At 45.5% G+C, this 22412-nt stretch carries 18 protein-coding genes and 1 other RNA gene; 8 read left to right on the top strand and 11 right to left on the bottom strand.

Annotation, left to right across the window (positions count from 1 at the left end):
- Positions 1-295: 295 nt before the first annotated feature.
- Entirely contained in the window at positions 296-1612 is a 1317-nt protein-coding gene (locus IV64_RS10025; protein WP_057707107.1) for a GH25 family lysozyme, read from the bottom strand.
- A gap of 273 nt (positions 1613-1885) precedes the next feature.
- On the opposite strand from IV64_RS10025, the gene IV64_RS10020 reads away from it, so the two are divergent.
- Together IV64_RS10020 and IV64_RS10015 are read left to right on the top strand one after the other, a co-directional pair.
- Positions 1886-2638, top strand: coding sequence for an alpha/beta fold hydrolase (locus IV64_RS10020; RefSeq protein WP_057707106.1), 753 nt, complete (start codon positions 1886-1888; stop codon positions 2636-2638).
- Positions 2639-2653: 15 nt separating this feature from the next.
- Complete coding sequence (locus IV64_RS10015) at positions 2654-3730, top strand: acyltransferase (RefSeq protein ID WP_057707105.1); 1077 nt, start codon at positions 2654-2656, stop codon at positions 3728-3730.
- A 143-nt stretch (positions 3731-3873) separates the two neighbouring features.
- Here the strand turns inward: IV64_RS10015 and IV64_RS10010 are convergent, their stop codons facing one another.
- Positions 3874-5568, bottom strand: coding sequence for an MFS transporter (locus tag IV64_RS10010; protein ID WP_057707104.1), 1695 nt, complete (start codon positions 5566-5568; stop codon positions 3874-3876).
- 93 nt (positions 5569-5661) lie between these two features.
- Here IV64_RS10010 and IV64_RS10005 point away from each other — a divergent pair, with 93 nt between their 5' ends.
- The 4 genes from IV64_RS10005 (at position 5662) to IV64_RS09990 (ending at position 10066) form a co-directional block, all read left to right on the top strand.
- Positions 5662-6216 carry a TetR/AcrR family transcriptional regulator gene (locus IV64_RS10005; RefSeq protein WP_057707103.1) on the top strand — a complete coding sequence of 185 codons (555 nt, stop codon included), beginning with the start codon at positions 5662-5664 and terminating at the stop codon, positions 6214-6216.
- A gap of 150 nt (positions 6217-6366) precedes the next feature.
- Entirely contained in the window at positions 6367-7794 is a 1428-nt protein-coding gene (locus IV64_RS10000; protein ID WP_057707102.1) for a carboxylesterase family protein, read from the top strand.
- Between the two features lie 75 nt (positions 7795-7869).
- On the top strand, positions 7870-9036 hold the full coding sequence (locus IV64_RS09995; protein WP_057707101.1) for an MFS transporter: 1167 nt from the start codon (positions 7870-7872) through the stop codon (positions 9034-9036).
- Positions 9037-9229: 193 nt separating this feature from the next.
- Entirely contained in the window at positions 9230-10066 is an 837-nt protein-coding gene (locus IV64_RS09990) for a MerR family transcriptional regulator (protein WP_057707100.1), read from the top strand.
- A gap of 61 nt (positions 10067-10127) precedes the next feature.
- Here the strand turns inward: IV64_RS09990 and IV64_RS09985 are convergent, their stop codons facing one another.
- The 7 genes from IV64_RS09985 to IV64_RS09960 all read right to left on the bottom strand — a co-directional run bounded on the left by IV64_RS09985 (position 10128) and on the right by IV64_RS09960 (position 15691).
- Entirely contained in the window at positions 10128-10805 is a 678-nt protein-coding gene (locus IV64_RS09985) for an ATP-binding cassette domain-containing protein (protein WP_237757328.1), read from the bottom strand.
- The gene (locus IV64_RS09980; RefSeq protein ID WP_057707098.1) at positions 10805-11557 is read right to left on the bottom strand and encodes a hypothetical protein; all 753 of its coding nucleotides are present in this window, start codon (positions 11555-11557) and stop codon (positions 10805-10807) included. Before IV64_RS09980 ends, IV64_RS09985 begins: the two co-directional genes overlap by 1 nt.
- Positions 11558-11734: 177 nt before the next feature.
- Positions 11735-12580, bottom strand: a complete 846-nt coding sequence (locus IV64_RS09975; RefSeq protein ID WP_057707097.1) for an aldo/keto reductase family protein — start codon at positions 12578-12580, stop codon at positions 11735-11737.
- A gap of 408 nt (positions 12581-12988) precedes the next feature.
- Positions 12989-14137 (bottom strand): THUMP domain-containing class I SAM-dependent RNA methyltransferase, encoded by a 1149-nt coding sequence (locus IV64_RS09970; protein ID WP_057707096.1) that lies wholly within the window; start codon positions 14135-14137, stop codon positions 12989-12991.
- A gap of 175 nt (positions 14138-14312) precedes the next feature.
- An RNA gene (rnpB, locus tag IV64_RS14175) (RNase P RNA component class B) lies at positions 14313-14689 on the bottom strand.
- 16 nt (positions 14690-14705) lie between these two features.
- Positions 14706-15047 (bottom strand): cell division regulator GpsB, encoded by a 342-nt coding sequence (gpsB, locus tag IV64_RS09965; RefSeq protein ID WP_057707095.1) that lies wholly within the window; start codon positions 15045-15047, stop codon positions 14706-14708.
- A 74-nt stretch (positions 15048-15121) separates the two neighbouring features.
- Positions 15122-15691, bottom strand: coding sequence for an SLOG family protein (locus IV64_RS09960; protein WP_057707094.1), 570 nt, complete (start codon positions 15689-15691; stop codon positions 15122-15124).
- A gap of 267 nt (positions 15692-15958) precedes the next feature.
- Between IV64_RS09960 and recU the strand changes: the two genes are divergently transcribed.
- Both recU and IV64_RS09950 read left to right on the top strand, forming a co-directional pair.
- Complete coding sequence (gene recU, locus IV64_RS09955; protein ID WP_057707093.1) at positions 15959-16582, top strand: Holliday junction resolvase RecU; 624 nt, start codon at positions 15959-15961, stop codon at positions 16580-16582.
- Between the two features lie 11 nt (positions 16583-16593).
- Positions 16594-18897, top strand: a complete 2304-nt coding sequence (locus IV64_RS09950) for a PBP1A family penicillin-binding protein (protein WP_057707092.1) — start codon at positions 16594-16596, stop codon at positions 18895-18897.
- A gap of 54 nt (positions 18898-18951) precedes the next feature.
- On the opposite strand, the gene IV64_RS09945 is transcribed toward IV64_RS09950, so the two are convergent.
- Complete coding sequence (locus IV64_RS09945; protein ID WP_057707091.1) at positions 18952-19221, bottom strand: type II toxin-antitoxin system Phd/YefM family antitoxin; 270 nt, start codon at positions 19219-19221, stop codon at positions 18952-18954.
- A gap of 245 nt (positions 19222-19466) precedes the next feature.
- On the bottom strand, positions 19467-22412 hold a 2946-nt coding region (locus IV64_RS09940; protein ID WP_237757327.1), incomplete at its 5' end, for a bacterial Ig-like domain-containing protein.

The raw sequence follows: 22412 nt of genomic DNA, 5'->3' as shown, positions 1-22412 counted from the left end.
AAAAATAATCATATTTACCGTAGTAAAGCCGCCTATTTTCCCGTAACTAAAGCAGTTTAGATAAATCAACTAATACAAACCACCCGTCCATCAAGGATTCGATAAAACATTGTATGAAACGTTACTTACCGAACAAAACGCTTTCGATTCTTCAGCATTTAAACGGTATAGTTGCTCAAAACAACTATACCGTTCATTAATCCGACTTCTCACTGTAATTCATAAGTAAAAAAACTGGTTAGCCTCACGATTAACAATTGCAAATCGTGAGGCTAACCAGCGCTATAAAAAAGTTCTATTTTGTTTTCACGTAAGCCTTATTCGCCGTAAAGAAGTTCCCTTTATTCGTCATGTAATAACGTGACCCCGTTGACCGCTTGTAAACGGCAACGGTCTTAATGGCCTTCCCCTTCTTATGACGAGCAACCCGATCCGCCTTCTTGAAGGAATGTTTACGGTAAGTGTAGACGTTCTTCTTAGGGATGATCTTTTTACTTGATGGCACCGATTCGTAATAAGCATGGTTCGTCTTAGAAATCTTACCCGTAATGTAACCACCGTTTAATCGAATCCGGTAATAATTTCCGTCTTTGACCAATGTCCCGGCGTACGTCGCACCCTTTGGCATCACCGTACCGGTTGCGTGCTTCAAATTAATGTCACTGTAAAGTTTACTTTTCTTGCGTAACGTGTAACTCCCATGTTGACCAACCCAGTAACCAGTTACATCCTGTGCCAGTACCCACTTATCCAAGCCCTTCAAGTAAACGATTTGTTTCGAAGAACTCGTCGTGACCTTTTGCACCGCGCCAATCTTGTAATACTTCTGCTTAACGTTGCTTGGAATGCCAGCACCACCGTAGTAGTTCGTCGCACCCTTATGCAAGTAAACGTGTTGACCAGCACCATAACTACTATAAGCGTACTTCGTAGTGTTCTCATTCAACCACCAGCTCAACGGATGGTAAGTCGTAACCGTTGCCTGATCAAAGAGGTTGTTATCAACGTATTGGTTTAATGATGAGAGGTAATAACTACTTGAATACTGCCATAGTGAGAACGGAATCGTTGGCCGTGACGAGTAGTTGGCGATCCACTGCGCGTCAAAACTCTGGCGTGCCGTATTAGCATAACTCGTCGCAAATGACTGATAAGAGTAGAAGATCAAGTGCTTATTAGTCAACTTGCGCATTTCGTCATACCACGCTTTGACCGCGGCGTTGGTTGCCGAACTGCTCATCGAAGTCGTTTCAAAATCCAACACGTAAAAACGCGTGTTCTTGTTGGCACGGTTATAAAAGTCTTTCGCTTCTTGGACCGCACCGCTTGCTGAAGTAAAGGTTGCAAAGTCATACGACCCGAACGGTACCCCGTACCGGACGTATAAATTTTCATTATTAACGTGATGAATATCTTCATAACCACTACCATACTGAACCCGGTTAATCACAAAGTTAGCCTGATTCTTTAAACTCTGGACTTGGGTACTGCTCAACTGTCCCTGCCATTCAGAAATATCTGGAACCGCAGCTTGCGCCTGCACTGCTACCATTAACCCTACGCAACTCCCAATTGTGAGTAACGCAAGTCGCCACTTTTTAAATAATTTCAACCCATTCGCCTTCCCATAAAACAATTTATATGTAAAATAATATCTATTATTAATTTTAACGGTAAAAACGTTTAAAAGGTTCTCAAACTGATGTCATTCGCTTTACAATCTCTTTACATTGACGCCTTTAAATTGTAAAGAAAGTCTTAAATCTCATCTGGTTCACTAAAAGCCAAGGCATCCCTATGCCCGTCTAATCAGGCTAACGATTTGTTTTTTAGTCCAAAATCTGTCACAGTATTTATTAAATAAGTAATAAAGTGAGCCCATATTATGATTAGTGTAAAAAAACAATCCTTACAAGACATTCCAATCATTGAAGTCGTTGATGACCAGCTTCTGACCCAACCTTTACCACTAGTCGTTTTTTACCACGGCTGGCGGTCGCAAAAAGACTTGGTCTTAACGCAAGCCCGTAAATTGGCTAACCGGCACCTTCGCGTCGTGTTACCCGATGCCATGAATCATGGGGACCGCATGGAACCAGTCAGTAGCCTGCCATCCTTCACTTTCTGGAACAGTATTCAAGGTAACTTAGCCGAATTTGACCTCATCATCCAGACGTACCGCAAACGTGGCCTGATTTTAAACGACCAAATTGGCGTCGGCGGCTACTCCATGGGTGGTATGACGACCGGTGCGCTCCTGACCTGCCATCCCGAAATCAAGGCCGCCACCATTATCATGGGGACACCCAACCTAAACGCTTACGCGCAACTTGTGCGTGACTACGCTGCTAAGTCCCACGTCTATTTACCAACGGACATGGTGGCCCTGACCAGCTGGATCGATAATTTCGATTTAAACTTACACCCAGAAACGATTGCGCATCGCCCCGTCTTATTTTGGCACGGCACCGACGACGAACGGATCCCTTATGCACAATCCCGCGACTTCTTTGACCGCGTCCACCACGAGCCCTACGCCAACCAAGTTGCTTTTATTACGGGATACCAGGCCAAACACCTCGTCAAAATTCCCCTAATGACTAAAATTGCAAACTTTTTTGACTATTATCTTAATTAGAAACCGGTGTAAACTTTGGCAACCAGCACCACTAAAACTGAATCCGCCGATATTGGGGACTACTTAAAGGTTGCGGCTTGTACGGCCGTCATTCTCCAGTCAGTCCTAACTTTGGCTTTAAAACAGCCATTTAGCACAACTGATCAGTGGATCATCGGCCTCAGCTATAATGCGGTTAAATTTACCGCCCCCGCGTTTATCTTTGGCATTCTCTTTACAACGACCCGGACAACTTATCCTAGCCAGCTAAGCGCCTATCCCCACTATTTAAAACGGCAATGGTCGGCCCTGTTCATACCGTCTCTTTTTTGGACGACAATTTACCTGCTAGGAATGCCCCAGCTACAGCAAGGCACTCCCTTTCATAGTGTCAAAACGTTTGCCTGGCAATTCGTCAACGGTAACGCCGCGCCACACCTGTGGTACAACACGATGATGTTACAGTTCATCTTGCTAATGCCGCTCTTTTGGTGGTTAGCACGTATCGCCACCAACCCCGACCGGGTCAAACTGATCCTGTTGATGACGCTGATTGGCTGCGCACTCTGGGTCACGTTCTACGACGTAACGGTTTGGCACGGTCCGCATCAACGGTCCTGGTATTTATTCGACCGGTTCAACCTGAGCTTCATGGGCTACGCAATTTTAGGCACCTTAGTGGCCCGTTTTTCTAAACCCTTAGCGCATAAATTAGCTTGCCATCGATGGTTGCTTCGGCTAAGCTGGTGCGTCCTATTTGGCTTGACCACTGCAATGCTGATTTACGCGGGACTGCCGATCCACTTGAACATTACCTCATACATTCAGCCTGCCATGATTGGCTACGACCTTGTCACCATCGGTTTGGTTGTTAGCTTGGCGAACAATCAAATCCACCGGCACGCCCGTAGCGTTCCCGTCATTCACTGGTTAGCGATTTACGCTTACCGGGCCTATCTCGCCAACATTTTTTGGCTGCAACTCATCTGGGCACTCGGTGGCCGCTGGTTATCCGTGGCACCCCTGCCGGTGATTGTCAGTTGCTACCTCGTGACCTGGGGCTGTTCCTTTGCCAGTGCTTACGGGTTACACCGCTTAGTCCAGTTATTTTGATCAACAAAATGAACAGGCGCATCCCTGGCAAATCACGGGTGCGCCTGTTTTGTAACCAGTTATAATTTGACAAGTCATCCGCCCAACCAAGGGACAATTGCCCCTGACCGAACCAAACCAGTTTAAACTACTAGCAACTCACGTTAGTCCCGTTGATAGTCTCGCCGCCGTTTAAAACAACCCAATCCTAATAGCATGGTCAAAGTAACGGGCATTGCGACCCGGTAAGGACGCATGAACGCTTGGGTCAAGGCGTCCTTCGTTGTCACTTTGACTTTGGCGACCACCCCAGCAATTTGCTGGTTGTCAGCTGCCACCATCCGCGTAACTTGGCGGTGAACTTGCTCATAAACCGTTTTGCGAACCGCTCGCGGAGCTTGTTGTAGCCGGTGCTGCTTCAATATAGCCAAATAGTTTTGCCGAATCAATTGTTGGGTCTTAGCGGGTGTGATGAACCGCTGCGACGTTGTCTGGACGTTCTCAGTCTTTAGATGCGTTTTGATTGCCGCTAGCGTATCTTGTTTCGCTTTATCTGAGACTGAAAGCGCCGCGACATCTGACTGTGCAGTCCGCAAAACGTGCTGCTTAGCCGTGACTAAGTTCGCTGACAACGCGGACACAAAAATCGCAACCGCCAGTGACGTTCCAATTTGGCGAAAAACACCGATCACACTTTGTGACGCTGTCAGGAGTTTTCCCGTAAAATCCCCCGCTGCCAAGACGGTGATGGGACCAATAATGATGCCGTAACCCGCACCAACTAGCATCAGGACAATTAAGATTTGCCAGTAGTGGTTAGGATTTAACCAGCTTAGCCCAACGTAACCCGCAATAATAGCTAAGATTCCACTGCAAACGACTAACCGGGGCCCAACCTTAGCTAGGATAAAACCGCTAAGGGGCGAAAAAAGAAAAATCATCATCGAGGCGGGTGAGATCATTAGGGCTGCCATAAGTTCCGTTTTTCCTTGAACCTTAGTAAAAAAGCTGGGCATTAGAACCAGTAAGGCTACCATGAATACCCCGGAAATCACCGTCACTAGCGCTGCACCCGTAAATTGGCGGTCGTGGAACAGTGCCAGGGGCATCATGGGTTGCGTCACGTGGGCTTCGGTCCAAATGAAGCTTCCTAGCGCCAGCAGACTGACTGCACCTAATCCAATAATAATGGGGCTCGTCCATCCCCAGTCGCTCCCTTTGACCAACAGCAACGTTAAGCTGAATAGGGCCAGCATCGATAGCAAGCTACCCGCCCAATCCAACTTTTCGGTTCCCGCACGACTGGCCTTACGATCTAATAATCGCCAAGATAGCCCTAACACTAGTAAAATCAAGGGGACGTTGATCAAGAAGATGCCCCGCCAGCCAAAAAACTGGGTGACGGCACCCCCAATCGTGGGGCCAAGTGCAGCGGCCAGCCCCTGAGTCGTTCCTAAGATGGCGATAGCACCCGTTCGTTTAGCCGTCGTCACGCTTTGAATGCCAATGGTCATGCTGGCCGGAAAAACAATGGCAGCGCCTAAGCTTTGAATACCCCGTCCAACGATTAGCCAGCTCACTTCAGTGGCTAATCCTGAAAATAAGGAACCCACTAGAAACAACCCCAAGCCAAGTAAATACAGTCGCGTACGCCCATAAATATCCGCTAACCGGCCTAAAGGAATGGTCAAACTTGCAAATAATATGGTATAAATATTTAACGCCCAGGATAACTGTTCCAAACTAGTTGCTAATCCGGTTTGCATCGCGGGCAACGCAATGTTCATCACCGTCGTATCCAGCATACATAGGAACGTCCCCAACGCCATTGTCATGACGATCTTAGTTGATTTTTCCATTTTTAAACTCCCCCTATCTGTGTGACCCAGTATAGGGGGCATCCACCAAGCAAATAAATACTTAGGTTACAGAAAAGGAAAGGTTGTGACCGGATGAGTCCTCAAGAGCGCAAACACCAAAACTTAGTTGCCATCTACCAAGCATTATTGCAACTGATGACCCAAAAACCACTGGCCAGTATCTCCATTACCGAATTATGTCAGCGCGCACACGTTTCACGAACTTATTTTTACCGCAATTACGCAAACTTTGACCAAATTATTGGCGCCTTTCAAGAAGACTACATGTTACACTACCTACGCCACCTACCTAACCAGTCTAAAATCAGTCTGACTGATTTAATGACCCACTACTTTGAACTAACTAAACAGGAAGCGGCGACCAACCGTCTGTTGATCGAAAATGATAAGTACGACGTTTTGGTTCAAACGTTTCAGACTGTTTTTATCCTGTTTATCAAACATGACCGCATTCATTATTCGGGTAGCATGGCGCTCTTTAGTGAACCTTACTACGTCGAATTTTTCTCCGGCGCCGTCGTTAATGTAGCGGTCAGTTGGCTACAGCGCGGCATGGTCGAGCCACCCGCATACTTAGGCCAACAAATCAGCCACTTAGCACGCTACCGATACAACCATCAGTCCTAATTCAGAACAGCTTAATCACTAAAAAATGCCACCGTAAATTGGTGGCATTTTTAGTATGACATTATGCTTGACTGTAACGTTAGGTCACAGTTTAGAATGTAAGCACATTGAATTAAGTAACCTCAAAAAATACGGAAGAAGGAATTTAAAATGTCACATCCTAATAAAAAATTTAACGACGTTCAAGAATGGCTCGGAATCCCTTACGGTACTGCTCGCCGGTTCCAAAAAGCACAACTCGTCCCGTTTGAATCTAACCATGACTATCGTCAAAGCGGACCAGCATCCGTTCAATTAACAGATCCAGCCTTTTTAAATTCTGATAAAGGTGAAAGCGAAGATTGCTTAAACCTTAATATCTGGGCGCCAGAGCATGTTCAAGGAAAACTACCCGTGGTTGTTTATATCCATGGTGGTGGTTGGACTTATGGCGCCAATTCCCAAGACACGTCAGATTTATCCGGCTTAGTTGCTAGCGGCAAGGTGATTGGGGTTTCCATTAACTACCGCCTAGGACCGCTTGGTTGGCTGGAATTGTCCCAATACGGTGGGCAATTTAAAGATGCCAGTAACTTAGGATTACAAGATATGGTCCTAGCTTTAAAGTGGATTCACCAATACATTGGGTCATTTGGCGGTGACGCCGACCAAGTGACACTTACAGGCCATAGTGCCGGATCATTTTCACTGTTAACGCTTTTAGCCGTACCTGAAGCTGACGGCTTATATAACAGATTAGCCGCATTTTCTGGCTACGCCGCCCGTTACATCCCAGCATGGTGGGCTGAAGAATTAGCAGCTAAAGTTTTAAAAACACTAGAACTGACGTCACCAGAAGAGTTATTGACGGTTGACGCCAAATCACTGATGGCTGCGGTCAATCAAGTTTTACCAACTGACGTTTTGAAACGTGGTAATCTAAATACCATTTCAATCGGTATTGTTGAAGATGAATTTTTACCAAATGGCGTCTTGAAAGCTAACCCTGCTGATGTGATTAAAAGCGGCGAACATAAAGATGTTGATTTAATCATCACTTCAACAACGGCCGAAGCAAGCTGGTATGCAGCTAATATTCCAGATAATGTTGATCCCAAAACGATCGAGGCCGTCATCGATGAAATGGTTTATGATTGCCATATTCCACGCAAACAGGCCGAAGCCATCGCTTTACATTGTGGTGCTGGCAAAGCGTCACCGCTCGATGTCAGAACCCGTTTCTTTACCGATTATAATTTCACCTTACCGGCTATTCGGGAAGCGCACGATCATGCCCAAGCTGGCGGACGCGTTTATCAACTAAGTGTTGGTCCAGCTGAAGGCTCGCCTGCCTACCATGGCACTGATATGTACGGGATTGTCGGCCAAGCTGCACCTGACGCTAGTCAAGAGCAACTCGCTCGTGATAACTTTATTAGTCAAACGTTACTTAACTTTGCGACTAATCAGTATGAAAAGTTATGGTCACCAACGAAGACGGACCAATTAATGATCAAGGATATTGGTCAGCGACCTTACAACGGAAATGAACATGCCAAAACGGTTTTACAGCTATTTAAAGGCATTGCTCGTCCATAATTCGGATTTTAAAAAAGGTGGTTATAAACACCTTTTTTATTTGGCTAAATTGTGTTCAAAGGAGCGGATTAAATTTTGACAAAGCAGTCTTCATTTTTTTCAAAAGATATTGTTTGCGTTATGTTAGCAACCTTTTTTTACCAATTTAGTATTCAAGCGGTCAACCCATTAATGAATGGCTACGCCCGTAATTTAGGAATCAATAGTACTTTTGCCGGCATCATTGTGGGCGTTATGAGTATTACTTCAATGTTATTAAGACCATTTGCTGGTAATCTAACCGACCGAATTTCTAAGTATCGCTTATCACTGATTGGCGGTAGTCTATGTGCAGTTAGTGATTTGGGCTACCTCTTTGCTTTCAACGCCCCTTGGCTATTAACTTTCAGAATCATCAATGGTTTGGGATTCGTCCTATGTACCGTTTGTCTCGCAACCTGGATGGCCTTCTTAGTCCCACGACAGCGGCTTGGTGCAGCAATGGGGTATTACGGCCTATTAAACGCGCTGGCCATGGCAATTGCCCCCGCCCTAGCTATCAGTATCTATCAACTTCTAGGATATAAATTCATTATCATGCTGGCGGCCCTGAGCGCCGTGGCCATGGTCCTTGTCATCCAGTTAATCCATAACCGGGCACGACCTTCAGTTAAATTAGACGGCCAACACTTTAAGATTATTCAACGCGATGCCTTACCAGTAGCCGTCATCTTTTCATTATTGTCCATTCCCTACTTCGTGACCCAAGCTGATATTGTGATGTACGTTCAAGAACGTCATTTGAATATTACCGTCAGCTTATTCTTTTTATGTTACTCACTGGTTTTGATCGTGATTCGGATTTTGTTAAAAAATTATTTTGATACGATTTCATTTGGCATTTGGTTTTCTATCTGCATACTTGCGACGATTGGTTACATCCTCCTACTAACAATCATGCAAAACAACTTTGAGATGATCCTGGCAGCTGGATTAATGGCCGTCGGTTTTGGGGTGATGGTTTCTGTTTCCCAATCGACTTCCCTCTTATTAGCGCCCCTAGAAGAACAGGGGCTCGCTAACGCCACTTATTATCTGGGAAGCGATATTGGCATGTCACTTGGCCCCATCATTGGCGGAATCTTACCCACTATTTTTCCACTCAAATTCTTTTACCCAGTAATGTTAATTATCGTGCCTTTAACCACGATTCTCTATTTATGTAATCGCCGTAAACTCAATGCTGCAGTACAGTACAATTAAAGCGATGTTATTATTGGTGTCCTTGAAACATTAAAAGTCCGCTGCTATCTTGACCTCAATCTATAGCAACGGATTTTTTGTTTGCTAAAGCACCGAGTCTCATTCAACTAGTTTCACAATGAGTTTTCCGTTTGTTCAAATTAATAACTATGCTATGGTAAAAGTATATTTATAGTTAACCAGGGGGACTTAGATGCTTAAGATAAGTGAAATGGCAGAACTCGCAAATACAACTCGACGAGCATTAATTTTTTATGATCAAAAAAACATTTTTAAGCCCAAGTATACGGCTAGCACTGGCTATCGTTACTACGATTATAGTCAACTATACGACCTACTATTTATACTTGGTCTCCGTAGCTTAAACCTATCGTTATCTGAAATTAAAGCGATTAAAAGCCAGTCACAAACAATTCAAACTTCATATTTGCTCAATGCTCAAAACAAAGTCACTAAAAAGATTACCGAATTCGTTCGCATTCAACAAGTGCTTGAAAAAAAGCTTGAAAAGCAAGCTAGCCTCGATAACGAAGTACTTTATAAGCCAGTCGTTAGGCAACGCCCCCCGATTACTTTTTGGTGTTCACGCCAAGCTGTTAATTGTACCGAAGCAGAAGTTGCACAACTTTTTGCTGAATTTTATAAACAATTAGATACATTATCAATTATGGATACGACCAAAGCTGGCTGTTTAACCAACTTATCAATTGATCGCCCACATGACTATGATGGCGCTTCTTTTAGGATCATCAAAGAAGTGGGTAGTGTTAAACATAAGCGAATGATCCCGGTTCTAAAAAAAGATGCTGCTAACTATGCCTGTGTTTTGGTCGATAACACGACTACCGGCATCCATCACGGTTTAGAGCTGCTACAGACGTTCTGTCACCAACAGCACTTAAAAACCGAGGACTATTTGTGGCAAATCAATTCTGGTGAACCCCTTATGGAAAATGGCTTTTCTAAATATATTTGGCTTGATTTTACAATTCTCAATTCGGTCGATAATACGTTGATATCACCAAATTAAATGTTATCAAGTCAATCAAAAATGCCACCGCAACTTGGTGGCATTTTTAGTCATGAAATTATTAAATCGTTTTAAACGCTTGTAAAAATTCTGAATCGTTGGCGTGGTCCGCAAACTGTTCTGCCGTCCACGTCGCTTTAATCTGGCGGTCCGCTAACCACAATACCTGACACTGTTTGAACGCCGTGACATCGCGCACGTCATGGGTAATCAGCAAGTAAGTCCGTTGTGGATGTTCGCGTATGACGGTAAATAAGGTGGCGACGTGTTGCCGGTCCACAAATGCCGTCGGTTCGTCCAAAACAACTAAGTCCCGGTCAACTTGCAAAAATAATAATAATTGTACTAATTTCCGTTCGCCACCCGACAAGTCACCGTAATGGCGGTGCCACAACGGGGTTAAAAACGCCACCGTTGGCGCATCCGCCCGCTCCGCTAAATCGGTCAATGATAGCCGTAATTGCCCCGTAGCAACGCCCAATACCAACTGTGCAACGTCACAAACGCGAGTCGCCGCAAGCATCGGTAATTTTTGATTTAAGTAAATTGAAGACCCTTGGGGTGTAATCTCACCTTGCGCCGGACGCAATCCCAATAAGATGTCTGCTAGTGTCGTTTTACCGGCACCGTTTTGACCAATTAGAAAGTTCACCTGGTGGGCTACTAAATCAAAGTTTAAACCGTCAAAAAAGGGCTGCTGCGCTTTAGGAAAAGTATACTTCAACTGTCTAATTTGCATTATAACCCCTCCGTTGGCAACAAACGCAAGTGCCGATAGCTATAGGTCCCAATTAGTCCCATCACAACTAACGTGGCAACGTAAGCCGGCCAAAAGGCACCCCACTGCGCCGTTGTCAGCAGGTTAAACGTATTCATGACTAAGTAGATGGGACTCAGCATGTTCAACCAAACCGTCGTGACGGCCAAGTGCGTACTATTTTCAATAGCTGCGGAACCAATCATCACAACAATCATGAGCGTGTTGACCACCGCGTTTAATGACTTGTAACGAATGGGTAAACTCAAAATGGGCAGGCAGTAACCAAGTACTGGTAACGCCACTAATAATAGGACAGCCCACAACCGCCAAACAATCCCGAAGATCGGCAAGTGAAAGACGATTCCACTAACCGCGCCGACCAGCCCTAAAATGACCACCAGTAAGCCTCCGCTAACGAGCATCTTGCTGACCAGAAAGACACTCGGATTCACAACTAACGAGACGTATTGTTTTAAATAGCCCTGCTCACGAAGCATCGCCACGTCTGCAATCACCATCAAAACATTTGAAAAGATAATCCAAGCGATAAAGGGCATGACCGTGCCAATAAATTGCTGCATCGATAGTGGTTTAAAAAAGGCCGACTTTAAATTCAATACTAAAAAGACGAGTGGTAACACGACGGTGTATAACAACATCCCTAGGTTATCGAGTGCCACCTGCCAAAAATAACGGGTATATAGGCACACTTGAACGATATATTTACGCATCTGGCGCCTCCTAATGAGAACTAGTTTCATTATAGTTTAATGTTTTTTTAATTGTAATGACGCACCCGTCCAAAAGTCAACGTTCCATGAATCACCCAACATTTTACTAACTAGCCACATTAACGAAAGCAAAAAACCGGGCGCCTTAGCAACCCGGTTTCAAGAAATAATTCAATTTTAGTCACCAACTGGATGCCAACCGTGGTCGTCACTCAATTGATTCATGTACGTCATATCTTCACTACTAATTTCAAAATCCAACTCCGTATTAGCTTCCACGTGCGCCATTGCCCGGGCCTTTGGTAGCGGTGCGACCCCATTTTGAATAATGAAGCGTAAGGCTAACTGTGGCAAACTAACTTGGTACTTGTCCGCTAACCGTTCCAACGTTGGGTCGGATAACAGACCACCCGTCGCTAGTGGTGAATACGCTTGGACGACAATGCCCGCAGCTTCCGCCGTCTTAACGATTGAAGATTGTGTATGGCCCACGTAATATTGAATTTGATCAACGGCTGGTTTGACGGTTAAGCCATCCCACGTCAACAAATTTTCGAGGTCGTGGGAATTGAAGTTCGAGACCCCAATGGCCTTTGCCCGACCACTATTATAAACATCCTGCATTGCCCGCCAAACATCGCGGTTTTGAGTATCATAGTTCGCACCCATCTGGTTCCATGGCCACGGGGCGTGAATGATGTATGAGTCGACGTAGTCCAAGTCTAACGCGCTTAAACTACTCTCAAAATCGGCCATCGTTTGGTCATAGGTCTTCGTTTCACCAGGTAACTTAGTTTGGACAAAAACGTCTTCGCGGTTAACGTTGGCGTCGCGTAACGCTTCCCCAACACTCTTTTCATTCTGATAAGCCTTGGCCGTATCAATAAAGCGATAACCAGCTTTTAAGGCGTTGCTAACGGCGTCGTAAGTTTCCTTACCGGGACGCGTCTGCCAAGTCCCAAAACCAACTTTAGGCATCAATACATCGTTGTTTAACTTAAAAGTATCCGTAATAGTTGTCATCAAATTGCCTCCCGAATTGTTTATGACATTACTTTAGGCCCTTCGCCCTACTAGAAGGCAATCATTTTGTTCGGAAGTTTTAAATTTCCATCAGATCTTTTAGATCACCACTAAGCTTTGCCTACACAGCTCCACTAAAAATGGTTGTACTACTTGTTATTTCTATCGGATACTCGGAGGTTGGTACTGATAACATCTGCCGTGAAGGTGGCGTTGAAGCGGCGTTTTTTTGCCGCTTTTACACCACGGACGGTCCGGGACACTTGCGTACCTTGTGAGTGTCCCGGGCGAGGGTTAAGACCGCTCCACAGGCTTAACCCGGTCCCACGACCGCATGTTATCAGCGACGACCGGACTTAATTTCGAGTCAAAAAAGCGACCTGCAATCGCAAGCCGCTTTGATCATATCTAGTTTTCAGTTCGCGCTGGCCGAATCCGTTTACCCCAGTACTGGAAGTAATCGGTCCGCAGTGCCCCATTATATAACTTACGACGTTTAGTCGCTTTTTGACCATAGTAATCTTCAAATTCCAAGTCACTCGTCAAAATATACTTACTCCAACTTGGCAACTTAGCGTAGACCTGACCCATTTGACGGTATAAGATCCGGACACTGTCCCGGTCGCTCAACCGTTCCCCGTAAGGTGGATTGGCAATGATGACCCCGTTGATTTTATCAGTCGTAAAGTCTTTTACCGCTAACTGCTTGAAGTTGATATCGTGTAACAAGCCGGCTTCACTGGCGTTTAGTTTTGCGATATCGATCATTTTCCCATCAATATCGTAACCACTAATATCCAATTCGGTATCATAGTCGGCTTGGCTATCCGCTTCATCCCGTAATTCCTGACTTAAACCGGCAGGAACCCAGTCCCACTTTTCACAGGCAAAGGCCCGGTTAAACCCAGGGGCAATGTTGCGCGCTAATAACGCCGCTTCAATCGGAATCGTTCCTGATCCACATACGGGGTCAATGAACGGGTTGTCTGGATACCACTTAGCTAACATGACTAAGGCCGCGGCCATGTTTTCCTTCAACGGTGCGCCACCCTTTTCAACCCGGTAGCCCCGTTTGAATAAACTGGAACCAGTAGTGTCTAATGTCAATAAGACGTGGTCCTTATTGATAGCCACTTCTAGTGGGAACAACGCACCAGTTTCTGGTAAATGGCCGTTCCGGTGATACGTCGATGCGAGTTGGTTAACGATTGCTTTTTTTACGATTGACTGTACATCTGGCACACTGTGTAACTTAGAATTACGCGACTTGCCTTCAACTGGGAATTCTGCGTCCATTGGTAGCAACTGGTCCCAAGGTAAAGCGAGCGTTTTTTCAAATAATTCATCAAACGTGTAGGCGTCAAATTCACCCACAATAATCTTGATCCGATCAGCGGTCCGTAACCATAAGTTGGTCCGTAAAATATCCTTGATGGTCCCATCAAAGCGCACCCGGCTGTTTTCAACCTGCGTATGATATCCTAAGTCGCGTAATTCCCGACCTACCAAAGCTTCAATCCCACTCGCAGCGGTCGCGATTAATTTAAATTCTTGCATAAAAATCCTCCTGCATTCCTCATAATTTCTATTTAGCTAATTCTGTTAAAAACTACCCTACCTAGTTTAGCATATTTCGCTAAGCGATAGCGCTACGGGTCGTTTGTTAAATGACCATACAAAAAAACTAGGACAAAAGCGAACTTTTGTCCTAGCCCTCTGTCAACATGTAAATCCCTGTAGGCCACGTTTTGTACCATACTGAAGCACAGACGACAGTCAGTATGGCGGTAATCATCTATCTCAAGATTATTAATCTCCCCTCACACTTTGTTCAATTCCAGTGTGTGAGGCTCCCCTACCGTAGTTTGGGTTTCCCGCTCGTGGGGTTTACCGCGTTCCAAACTAGTCGTTTCCAACTAGTTATCGTCACTGTGGCACTTTTCAGACATACTCGGGCATAGCTTACGCCTTAGCCGTTTTTGTCGCCGTAATTGATGACGAGCATCAATCCCCCGGTTTATAGCCGAGCACGGACACTACAAGCATCGCAGCTTGTGCGGGCATGGACCTTCCTCAGCCGACATAAGCCGGCCGCGATTACCCAGGATTTACACTGAATCACGCCTTAAAGACGGTGTGATTCATTTTGATTATTATCTAATTGTGCACCGAAAACATGGCGTTCCAAGTTAGATAAACGTTTCAGAATATCCATATTCGTTACCGTACTTGCCGGTTGTGAAGATGGTGTGGACGCACCAACGGCAACTTGTTTCGTCAACTCGTCGACCTTGGCACGTAACCGTTCGTTTTCATCTGAAAGTTGTTGGTTATCTTTAGTAAATGACTCATAGTCCTTAATGACATTATCTAAGAACCCATCCACGTCAGCAGGATCATAACCCCGCATTTTTGGTTTGAATTCTTTTTGAAGGATGTCTTTGGGAGTAAAATTACGTTTAGCCATATTTAAAAACACCTCATTGTTATTCGCGCAATGCCTACTAAGCATCCGCATTACTTAAAACATTGTAGCAGACTTTATTCAAAATTAAAACCATTATTCTGCTTTTCTGCATATTCATTGGCACTTTCCTGTAACCAGTCGAAATCAATTAGTGTAATTGGATACGGATGCGCCTCTCCGTATGACCGAATCAAATCATAATCGTACGATGGTTTTCCGGGGTTATCAGGATCATACACCAATGCGGCCGCATCGGTATGGGTAACCATGAAATCTTGGTAATTTTTTAATTGTTGGGGGTTTTCATAAGTTTGCTTACTAACTGGCGCGTGAAAATCAACCCGCGACAATAAAGCTTGCAACTTCGCCTGGTTATTTTCATTCCACCGCCCCCCAAATTCACCATACGGTAACATCATGGCTACTTTTAACTCGGGATACGTTTTTTTTAATTCTAGTCCAACTTCGGCGCTCCACTGTTCAATTCCCAGCTGACCGCCCGTAATTAGCCAGTCCACGCCATCTTCAATCTGGGTCGTTAGGTAATTCGTCAATGCATATTTAATCACTTTGAGTTTATCATCTTGATCACCAAACACATTTAATTCGTATCTGCGATACCCGCTCAGCCATAACCGACTCATAACCAGACCCCTTTCCATCTTTACCATATCTTATGATATCAATTTTACCGCACAAAGAACGCGCCGACCAGTTTAGCGATTGCCCCCCGCCTTTCCCTCTAATCAACTGTGAGTTCGCCTTACAAATTCCGTGATCGCATCCCCAGAAACCTTAATTCGTCACTTTTTGTGCGCGTTGCCCGGCCCTTAAACGCCGCGCTACGTTTGATTGGTTTCACATTAAGCCTAATAATGGTAAAATATTACATTATTAGGAGGTTGATTAATGTGACGATTCGCTATCCAAACGGTAAAGTCTATCGCCAACCTAGCCATTCAAAATCAAAACCTTCCAAGTTTGCCAATACAAACTTTGGCGACCGGGGAATGAGTTTAGAAGAAGAAATCAATGATAGCAATACTTACTATCTAGAACATGAAATCGCAGTTATTCATAAGAAGCCAACCCCGATTCAAATCGTCAAAGTTGACTACCCCAACCGTAGCGCCGCCGTTATTAAAGAAGCGTACTTCAAACACGCTTCCACGACCGACTACAACGGGGTTTACCGCGGTAAGTACTTAGATTTTGAAGCTAAGGAGACGAAAAGCAAAACGGCCTTTCCACTCAAAAACTTTCATGAGCACCAAATTGAACACATGCGCCAGTGTTTACACCAGGGCGGAATTTGTTTTGTTATCATCCGTTTTGCTAGTTTGGATCGCCTATTTCTATTGAAAGCAACTGACCTGTTTACTTATTGGGATCACCAGCAAGACGGGGGTCGCAAATCAATTCCACTCACGGACATTGAGCAGCAGGCCGCGGAGCTGAAGTACCATATCAATCCCCTCATTCCTTACTTGGATGCGATTGATAACATCATTGATGAAGACTCATCAAGTCATTAAAGGAGAACATCATGGCAGGTAACAATGAACAAAACTCACGGGTGGCTCGCAATAAGAACCAAACCCAACCACCGAAGAAGCATTGGTTTCGGCGGATAATTTTGACGTTATTAGCACTGTTTGTGATTGGCATCTTATCAGGGGTCGGGTTGTTCTTTTATTACGCTCAAACCTCACCGTCAATTTCCGAAGCTAAAATGCAGGGGGAACCTTCGACCCGCCTTTACGATTCAAACGGTAAGTTAATCGTTGACCTGGGCGCTAACAGTCGCAAATACGTTAAATCTAATCAAATCCCCGATACGCTCAAGAGCGCGGTCGTTTCCATTGAAGACCGGCGTTTCTATAAGCATAAGGGGGTCGATTACACCCGGATCTTAGGGGCCGCCCTCGGAAACCTAAAAGGGAGTTCCCTCGGTATGCAAGGTGGGAGTACGCTGACGATGCAACTCGTTAAATTGTCAGTCTTTTCAACCAAAACTTCCGACCGAAATCTAAGGGTCAAAGCGCAGGAAGCTTGGTTAGCCTTAAACGTTGAAAAACATTTCAGCAAATCCCAGATTTTGGAATTTTACGTCAACAAGGTCTACATGGGTAACGGCGTCTACGGGATGGGAACTGCGGCACAGTATTACTACAACAAGTCACTAAAAGACCTCAACTTGAGTCAATTAGCCCTGCTTGCTGGGATGCCACAATCCCCAACTTACTACGATCCAACCGCCTACCCCGCTTACGCTAAAAGTCGGCGTGACTTGGTCCTACAAGCAATGTACGACAACAAAGCCATTACTAAGGAACAAGAAACGGCTGCAATGAACGTTAACATTAAGTCTGGCCTTTCATCCGCGGGGCAAAAGTCACTGGCCGCTCAGGAATATAAGAGCAAGGTCGCCGATGCCTATATCACGGAAGTTAAAAAGGACCTAGTCAAAAAAGGTTACGATCCTGCAACCGATAACCTTAAGGTCTACACCAACTTGAACATGAACGCCCAACAGCGTTTGTTTGACATTGCGAACACTTCTAAATACGTCAACTACCCCAACAACCGTTTCCAATTAGGGGTTTCCGTGGTTGATTCGTATACCGGGAAAATTTCCGCAATGATTGGTGGTCGGAAACATACGGACGTGACCTACGGGTTGAACCGCGCCGTCCAAAAAGACCGCTCGAACGCTTCAACGATGAAACCAATCTTGGATTACGGTCCTGCAATCGAATATGATAGCTGGCCAACGTACAAGACCGTCGCTGATACGAAATACAAGTACCCCGGTACTGACATTACGGTCAATGACTTTGATAACCGGCACTTGGGCAACATGACCATGCGTCAAGCCCTCGTCCAATCACGGAATATTCCAGCCGTTCGGACCCTCGAAGCCGTCGGTGTGACACGTGCTAAGGAATTCGCCAACAGTTTAGGGATGGGCTTGGACCACGTCGTTTACTCTAACGCGATTGGGGCTGAGGTTTCATCCCTGCAAGTTGCCGGCGCGTACGCCGCTTTTGCTAACGGCGGGACTTACCATAAGCCGTACTACATTAACAAGATCGTTACACCAGATAACAAGACGACCAATTTCGATAGTACTGGGATCCGGGTCATGAAACAATCGACCGCTTATATTATTACTGACATGCTCAAGGGCGTGATTAACAGCGCCACTGGGACTGGGACCACGGCTAAGATCGGCGGCGTTTATCAAGCTGGTAAGACCGGGACAAGTAATTATGAAGATAAGTATAAGGATAAGGTGCCGTCAGACGCTGAACCCGATTCTTGGATGGCTGGTTACACTAAGAACTATTCCGTCAGTGTTTGGACGGGTTATGATACTCCTGGTGACTTCTCAAAGGTCAACTATATTGACAACACGACGTCGAAAATTTCACAAGATATTTACCGTGAAATGATGACTTACTTGCAGGAACACTCACCTAACTCTGACTGGAGCAAACCTAGTTCCGTTGGGACGGTTAAGAAGAACGGCATCGAAGAACTTTACGTTGTCGGTCACCTCTTCTCGAACTCGGAGGCCGCTTCAGGAACGTCCAGCAAGAACAACGTTAGCTCATCAGCCGTTTCTAGTTCGGCTGAAAAAGAAAGTAGCAGTAGTCACGAAGAATCATCCTCTGAATCTTCAAAGGAATCATCCTCTGAGGAATCTTCAAAAGAATCGTCTTCTGAAGAAAGCAGTAGTGCGGAAAGCAGCCACGAAGAATCTTCTAGCTCAGAAGCCTCTTCGGAATCTAGTTCAGCTGAGAAACCCGCTACTGACACCAACAATGATCACCAAGAAAATAACTAATGAGCCCAAAATGACGACTTGCAAATTGCAAGCCGCCATTTTTTTATTACCACATTATTCATTGCCATCGACTGGCTCCACCAATTCATGCTGTTCCATTTTCCCATGCTTAGCCTGATCCAATGACTGCTGCAACCATGCTAAGTTTGCTGGGTTACTGAGAATATATTGGTTTTCTACCAGATTGTTATATTCCGCTTCCGAAATTAAAACCGCATTTCGGCGATTTTTGCGAGTAATCGTCACCGGCTCAAAGTCATCAGTGGCCTTATCCATGTAGCTCTTGAGTTCTTTCCGAAAATCACTAAAAGTCGTTGCTTCCATAATCTGCGCCTCCAATGTACTTAAATTCGTACTTGATATACTCAAATTGTGCTTTATTACGTACATTAGTCAAGTGGAATGTCTCCCCAGTCACTCAGTCGTTCCACTAAAATCTCGGCTCGATTTGGTATTTTTCTAAAAGCCCTCAAGGTTAGGCTGACGGGCATAAAAAAGGTAGTTCCGAGAACTCAAATGATTTCTCGGAACTACCTTTTTTAAGTCTTAGCTAAACGTAGTCTTACTTTTTAATTCCGCCGTTTCTTGTTGAAGAAACTTAGCAACCCGGTAAAACTGATTGCTAGCGCCCCTAAAGCAGCCGCACCATTTGCTGAACTTTCACCAGTCTGTGGCAGACTAGTTGCTTTAGCCGCCTTAGCGTGTGCTTTTGAATGAGTTTCTCCCAGTTTACTCGTAGGCTGCTTAGTCGTTTCCACTTTAGCAATGACGGCCGCTTGATCCGTCTCAACTGAATTCTGCTTAGCATTGGTCCGAGTACTGATTGACCGGTTTGATCTAGTCGGTGTTTTGGCGGATTTCACCACCGCCGCTTGACCTGGTTCAACAATTGGTTGGGACTTATTCGGTTTACTTGCACTATGGTTAAGGCTAGTCGGCGTCACCGTGATCATCGCGGTCCGCTCAATCTGATTACTGTAAATATCCGTATTCTGATAACGTACGGGGTAGCTGCCTACTTTAGATGTGTCAACCGTTCCTATCACTTTGAGCTGTGTTAACCCAACTGCCTGACCAGCTGCATCGGTTGCACTGACCAACGCGTCAGCAGCCGTCCAAGCCGTACCTTGCTTGACCGTCATATTTTTAACAGTTAGTCCTAATTGACTGGCTTTGACGGTAACAAGAATGGTCTTTTGCACCGAATTACCATAGCTGTCAGTCGCTCGATAAGTAACCGCGTAAGTCCCGGGCACCTTGACATTGACTTGGTCGGCACCCAGAACACTAACTTGTTTAAAGTCTAACGTCTGACCGTCAGCAGTATGAGCACTCACAAAACTATCAGCAGGCGTCCAAGCTTGGCCTTGTGTCAACGTCACGTTCTTCGCATCGATTGCAACCTGACTAGCTTTAATCGTAACTGTAATCGTCTTAGTAGCCACGTTACCGTAAATATCCGTGTTGCGATAAGTGACCCGGTAAACACCAGGAACGGTCGTAGTGACTTGCTTTTCACCACTGACAACGACCTTGTTCAACTGAACTAACTGCCCCTGCGCATCCGTCGCGCTCACAAAGCTATCGGCCGCTGCCCAGGACTGACCTTGCATGAGGCTAGTATCGTTTGCAACCACAGCCACTTGACTGGCTTTAACCGTGAGCACAACGTTCTTGCTGGCAGTATTGCCGTAAGCATCTGTGTAACGATAAGTCAGTTCATAACTTCCCGGTGTCTGGATTGCTACTCGGTTCGCACCGACTACCGTGACCTGGCTAAACGCAACGGGCTGACCATTGGCATCGTTCGCACTAACAAATGCGTCAGCGGGTGTCCATGACTGGTTTTGCATAATTGTCATCCCGTTAGCTTCAATTGCAACGGCCGACTTTTTAACGACCACCGTGACAACTTTGCTAGCTTGATTACCATACTTATCCATATAACTGTAAGTCACCGGATAGCGACCAGCCGTCTTAGTATCAACGGCATCCGCACCCGTGACCGTCACCGCTGAAAGGTCAACCGGATCACCATTAGCATCTGTCGCACTCACAAAGGATTCAGCGGACGTCCATGGTTGACCTTGCATCACCGTGACGTCGTTTGCCGCAATTGCGACGGCCGACTTTTCAACCGTAATCGTTGCAACTTGACTAGCTTGGTTCCCATAAGCGTCCGTGTAACGATAGATGACCTGATATTGTCCCGGCGTCTGCGTGTCAACCGCTCCAGTGACTTTTACAGCACTTAACGCGACCGATTGACCAGTGGCATCACTGGCGTTAACGAAAGCATCCGCAGCCTGCCACGTTTGACCCTGCATTACCGTCATGTTTTTAGCCGTTACGGCCACCTGACTAGGCGTTACCGTGACCATAATAATCTTAGTTGCGACATTGCCTCGGCTATCAGTATAACGATAGGTCACATCATACGTTCCCGGTGTCTTAGTTTCAACTTGGTCCGCACCGGTTACCACTACCTGACTAAAATCAACCGGCTGGCCCTCAAAATCAGTGGCTGAATCAAAAGTATCCGCAACTTGCCAAGCTTGACCCTGCATCACCGTCGTATCATGGGCAGCCACTGAAACCTGACTAGCAACCACTTTGACGGTTGCAATAGCCTTAACGACGTTTCCAGCCGCATTTAAAATGCTGTAAGTCACCTGATAGGTCCCCGGAATCGTGGTATCGACTTGCCCAGTAACGGTACTATCAGTAACTGTCACAGAAAGTCCGTTAGCATCCGTTGCGCTGTCAAAATTATCCGCAGCGCTCCAAGTGTTTTGGCCACTCTGGTCAACCACGGAATCACGCACAGTAACGTTTGTCTGATCCTTTTGCCAAACGTAAGTATCCGCTACCGCCGTAGACGTATCGTTGTATAGTTGCATCAATTCGGCTGCCGTGAACGTTTGTCCCGTCGTATTGATCCACTTACCAGTGTAAGTATCATTTAACGGCGCATCGCCAATTACCGCACTTTGGTCACTCGTTAAAAATGCCACTTTGGAACCTAATTTCAGTTCTTGTAAAGTTGGTGTACCAAGTAACATATCTGTAATTGCCGTCGCCGAACTCAAATCCCAGTTTGATAAATCAAGGGTCTTTAAACTTGTATCACAGGTAAACATCTTAGTCACGTTGATGGGACCATTAATCGCCCAATCCTTCGTATTCAAGCTGGCCAAAAGAGGGTCATTATTAAACATGTCACTAGCATCCGTAACTTGATTCAAATCCCAATTAGTTTGCCCCAACGTTGTTAGTGCCACATCACCGGCAAACATTTCCTGCGTGTTGGTATCTTTTCCGAGCCCCCACTGCGATGTATCTAGGTTAGTCAAACTAACATCATTAGCAAACATAAAATGAGATTGCGTCACGTTACTCAGATTCCAATGACTGGTATCTAACATGACCAATGCTTGATCCCCATTAAACATCGCGTAGGCATTTTGCAAATTGCCAAGACCCCAACCACTCGTGTCCAATGTGGTGAGCTTTGT

This window comes from Lactiplantibacillus xiangfangensis (genome assembly GCF_001438845.1).
Lineage (GTDB): Bacteria > Bacillota > Bacilli > Lactobacillales > Lactobacillaceae > Lactiplantibacillus > Lactiplantibacillus xiangfangensis.
Note: the sequence above shows the minus strand (reverse complement) of the source record. Positions and strands in the feature narration are given on the sequence as shown.